This window comes from bacterium (assembly GCA_021158245.1).
Taxonomy (GTDB): domain Bacteria; phylum Zhuqueibacterota; class QNDG01; order QNDG01; family QNDG01; genus QNDG01.
The window spans coordinates 1-4,157 of sequence record JAGGVB010000005.1 but is presented as its reverse complement, the minus strand read 5'-3'; the positions used below and the strand labels follow the sequence as shown (position 1 = coordinate 4,157).

General features: G+C 40.0%; 5 protein-coding genes. All 5 read right to left on the bottom strand.

The window, feature by feature from the left end; genetic code table 11:
• On the bottom strand, positions 1-1,096 hold a 1,096-nt coding region (locus J7K93_00215), incomplete at its 3' end, for an adenosylhomocysteinase (GenBank protein ID MCD6115413.1).
• 10 nt (positions 1,097-1,106) lie between these two features.
• The gene (gene metK / locus J7K93_00210) at positions 1,107-2,249 is read right to left on the bottom strand and encodes a methionine adenosyltransferase (GenBank protein ID MCD6115412.1); all 1,143 of its coding nucleotides are present in this window, start codon (positions 2,247-2,249) and stop codon (positions 1,107-1,109) included.
• A gap of 19 nt (positions 2,250-2,268) precedes the next feature.
• Complete coding sequence (locus J7K93_00205) at positions 2,269-3,312, bottom strand: bifunctional phosphoglucose/phosphomannose isomerase (GenBank protein ID MCD6115411.1); 1,044 nt, start codon at positions 3,310-3,312, stop codon at positions 2,269-2,271.
• Positions 3,313-3,327: 15 nt separating this feature from the next.
• A complete protein-coding gene (locus J7K93_00200) occupies positions 3,328-3,588 on the bottom strand; it encodes an HPr family phosphocarrier protein (GenBank protein ID MCD6115410.1) in 261 nt (86 codons plus the stop codon).
• A gap of 99 nt (positions 3,589-3,687) precedes the next feature.
• Positions 3,688-4,157: transposase (locus J7K93_00195; protein MCD6115409.1), on the bottom strand; the 470-nt coding region annotated here is incomplete at its 5' end.

The following is a 4,157-nucleotide window of genomic DNA, read 5'->3' as shown; positions in this document are numbered from 1 at the left end:
CCCACTCTGCCATCAATGCCTGAGTTGAAAAACTCATGTCCATCACACTTGCTGGATGCCCTTCTGCTGCTGCCAGATTGATGAGCCGCCCTTCTGCGAGAAGATAAACCGTACGTCCGTTTTCAAGAATATAACCGTCCACATGGTTACGTACATTTTTCACATCTTTAGCAAGGCTCTTTAAAGCATCCGTATCTATTTCGACATTAAAATGCCCTGAATTTGCAACTATAGCACCATCTTTCATTACTTCAAAGTGTTCTTTTCTGATAACATGAATATCACCTGTTAATGTGCAGAAAAGGTCTCCTATTTTTGCAGCTTCAGCCATAGGCATAACTCTGAATCCATCCATTGCAGCTTCAATTCCCTTGATAGGATCAACTTCCGTAACAATCACATTAGAGCCCATACCCTTGCATCTCTGTGCGAAACCTCTACCGCACCAGCCGTATCCCGCAACCACTACGTTCTTTCCTGCAAGAAGAATATCCGTAGCACGTATAATGCCATCAACTGTAGACTGACCTGTACCGTATCTGTTATCAAACAGATTTTTTGTTTTAGCATCATTCACCGCTGCTACGGGAATTTTTAAAGCACCGTCATGCTCCATTGCCCGCAGTCTGATAACTCCTGTTGTTGTCTCTTCCATACTTCCCATAATCTCTTCTGCCTGTTCAGCATGCTCAAAATGAATAGTGGATACAAGATCAGCACCGTCATCCATTGTTACATTCGGGTGATGTTCAATTGCAGTTCTTATATGATCATAGTAAGTATCTTTATCTTCAGCACGCTTTGCAAAAACAGGAATATCATACTCTTTTACAAGTGCAGCAGCAACATCATCCTGAGTGGAAAGCGGATTTGATGCTACAAGAAGAACGTCAGCACCACCAGCTTTAAGGGTTCTTACAAGATTGGCCGTCTCAGCTGTTACATGGAGACAGCACGACATCCTCATACCTTTAAAAGGTTTCTCTTTCAGGTACCTCTCGCGAATCATACCAAGTACAGGCATATCGTGTTCTGCCCACTCTATTCTCCTCTTACCCTTTTCGGCAAGATTTATATCACTTATATCGTATTTCATCAATTCTCCTTTAAGACTTCAAAAGTTCATCTTTTCTGTTAAGTTTTTCCCATGTAAATTCAGGTTCCTGCCTTCCGAAGTGCCCGTATGCAGCAGTCTTACGGAAAATAGGACGCCTTAGATCAAGAACTTCAATTATTCCGGCAGGAGTCAAATCAAATACCTTTTCAACTCTCTTGGAAAGTTCTTCGTCAGCGACTTTACCTGTGCCGAATGTATTGACAAATATTGATACAGGTTCTTTTACTCCAATTGCGTACGCAAGTTCAATCCCGCATTCATCTGCAAGGTCTGCACCCACAATATTTTTAGCAATCCATCTTGCCGCATAGGAGGCGGATCTGTCAACCTTTGTCGGATCCTTGCCTGAAAATGCTCCTCCTCCGTGACTGCCGTAACCGCCATAAGTATCAACAATTATTTTTCTTCCTGTTAATCCTGTATCACCATGAGGGCCTCCAATCACAAATCTGCCGGTCGGGTTGATAAGGTACTGGATTTCGTCTTCGTTGAGAAGTTCCCTGGGAATCACTGGTTTGATAACTTTTTCAATAATATCCGCTCTTATCTGATCTATTGTAGGGTCAGGATCGTGCTGTGCTGATATGACAACTGTTGAAATAGAAACAGGTTTTTTACCGTCATATTTCACTGTAACCTGACTCTTGCCGTCAGGACGGAGATACGGGATAATCCCGTCTTTTCTTACCTGAGTCAATTTCATTGTAAGTTTATGAGCAAGCATAATCGGAAGAGGCATTAGCTCTTCTGTCTCCTTTGTCGCAAAACCGAACATCAGGCCCTGATCTCCTGCTCCTTCGCGGTCAACACCAAGTGCTATGTCAGGAGACTGCTCCTGTATTGTGTTCAGTATTGCACAGCCTTTGAAATCAAAACCATAATTCGGGTTAGTATACCCGATTTCTCTGATAACGTCTCTTACAACACCCGGGACATCAATATATGTTTCCGTAGTAATTTCGCCGCCGATTAAAACCATTCCTGTTGTTACATAAGTTTCACATGCCACTCTGCTGTTTTTGTCATCAGTAAAAGCAGCATCAAGCACTGCATCTGATATCTGGTCACACATCTTATCAGGGTGGCCTTCTGTAACCGACTCCGAAGAAAAATAGTGAATTGACATTTCCATTCTCCTCAATTAAATATTTTTATTTTACTCTATACAATTCTTCTTTTAATACATTTATTGTAGGTATTTCAGTCGGATCAACTCCGTTAAAATATGCAAGATAATAACTCGTCCAGTCTCCGAAAGAGATCAAATAAAGCAGCCTTGCAAGTTTTGATTTGCCCTTAGCTTCTATCTCAAATACATTTATTCCCTGTTCGGAAATTATTCTTTTTGTTACGTCCATCCGGATTTTTATTCTTGAATGGTCATCAGTCAGTTTTAGCAGTATTGCAGATACAGAATCAAAAAATCCGCCTGTTTTTTCGTGCCTTGCCCAGCCCATAATCTCATTATGGTTCATCTCTGAGAATACACCCCAGACTGCATGAATTTTACTGTTTTCATTAAACTGTGCTTTCCATCTTAATGCAATCACATCAGTGCCATGGCTTGCCCCGTATACAAAAGGAAGGGTTCCGCATAAAGATTCTGCAAGAGAAGCACACCTGCCTTCAGGATTACCGAGATATTCCTGCTCTTCCTTTATGAACAGGACTGCCTGCTTTAAATCGTTAAACGATACGGAAATGATTCCCGCCCTGCTTAAAATGTTCATAAGTATACCAAGGGGAAACCCAAGAGCGGATCTCGGAGGATAACCGCCCGGCATTACAAATAAGGGATATCCCTTTTCTCCGGCGTATTCCGCAACAGTACCGCCGGAAGTTATCGCAATAATTTTTGTCCCCTTGTTTTCTGCAGATTTAAAAGCAGAGATAGTCTCTTCTGTATTGCCGGAATAACTGGAGGCTATAAAAAGTGATTTCGATGATGCAAATAAAGGTATATCATATCCTCTGTTTACATAAAAGGGGACAGATAATGATTCGGAGAAAAAAGAAGTGATTACATCTCCGGCTATTGCAGACCCTCCCATACCGCTGAATATGATATTATCAATCCCGGCGGGTATTGATCCGCTGTTCTCCCCTATATCCCATCCCTTCAGGATTTGATCTCCAAATTCTCTTATTTTATCACCCATTCCCATCGGGTCAAAATGATCAAATACTTTTTCCATAATAAAAGGCCTTTTTTAATCTTGTGTATTTTTAAGGAATTCGGAAAGAGCCTCTATTGCATCTTCTTCATTCTTGCCATTAACGCTTAATTCCACTTCACTCCCCTTTTCCACCGCAAGCATTAAAATCCCCATTATACTTTTGCCGTTAACTTCGATATTATCTTTTTTGATTTTAATATCAGCGTCGTATTGAGATGCAATCTGAACAAATTGAGCTGCCGGCCTGGCATGAAGTCCGTACTTATTCTCAATTATCAGCTTTCTTTTAATCATACTCTCCCCTGTTACGGTTCTTAATTTATCGTACAAGCTACAAAAAAAATAATCATTAATCAAGTAATGAATACTAAATCAGGGTACCCCCCGTTTTTTTCATATAAATTGGAGTGTTAATTGATTCTCTGTTTTTTTAACAATTGAATGTTTATCTCTGCATGATGTTTTTAATAACAAAAGACGCAATGCATAGGTCAATTTGTAATATACAAATCCATTGAGTTCTGATATTTTACCCCGATAAAGCAGCGGTTCTGAACATGCTAATATTATCTGATATCCTTTGTCATAAAGATATTGATATACAAAATTCATCATAACCCAAAAAATAATGATAAAATTTTTCAAACTATTGTAGCGACGAAGTGAAAGCTTTTCTAATCTAAAATCTTGTTTTATTTGTCTATGAACTTCCTCTATGCGCCAACGCCAGCCATAACCTTCCAGTACAGTTGTTATTGCTTCTTCTTTCTGTTCTGTATTTAAATTGGCAAGATACCAACTTTCTGCACCTCTTGAATCCCGCATGCGAACAAGCCAAAGATTTTTAGCATAGGGTGAAGATT

Bases quoted from the DNA above. Each gene is read 5' to 3' on its own strand.
- metK (MCD6115412.1), bottom strand. From the start codon at position 2,249: ATGGAAATGTCAATTCACTATTTTTCTTCGGAGTCGGTTACAGAAGGC.
- J7K93_00205 (MCD6115411.1), bottom strand. From the start codon at position 3,312: ATGGAAAAAGTATTTGATCATTTTGACCCGATGGGAATGGGTGATAAA.
- J7K93_00200 (MCD6115410.1), bottom strand. From the start codon at position 3,588: ATGATTAAAAGAAAGCTGATAATTGAGAATAAGTACGGACTTCATGCC.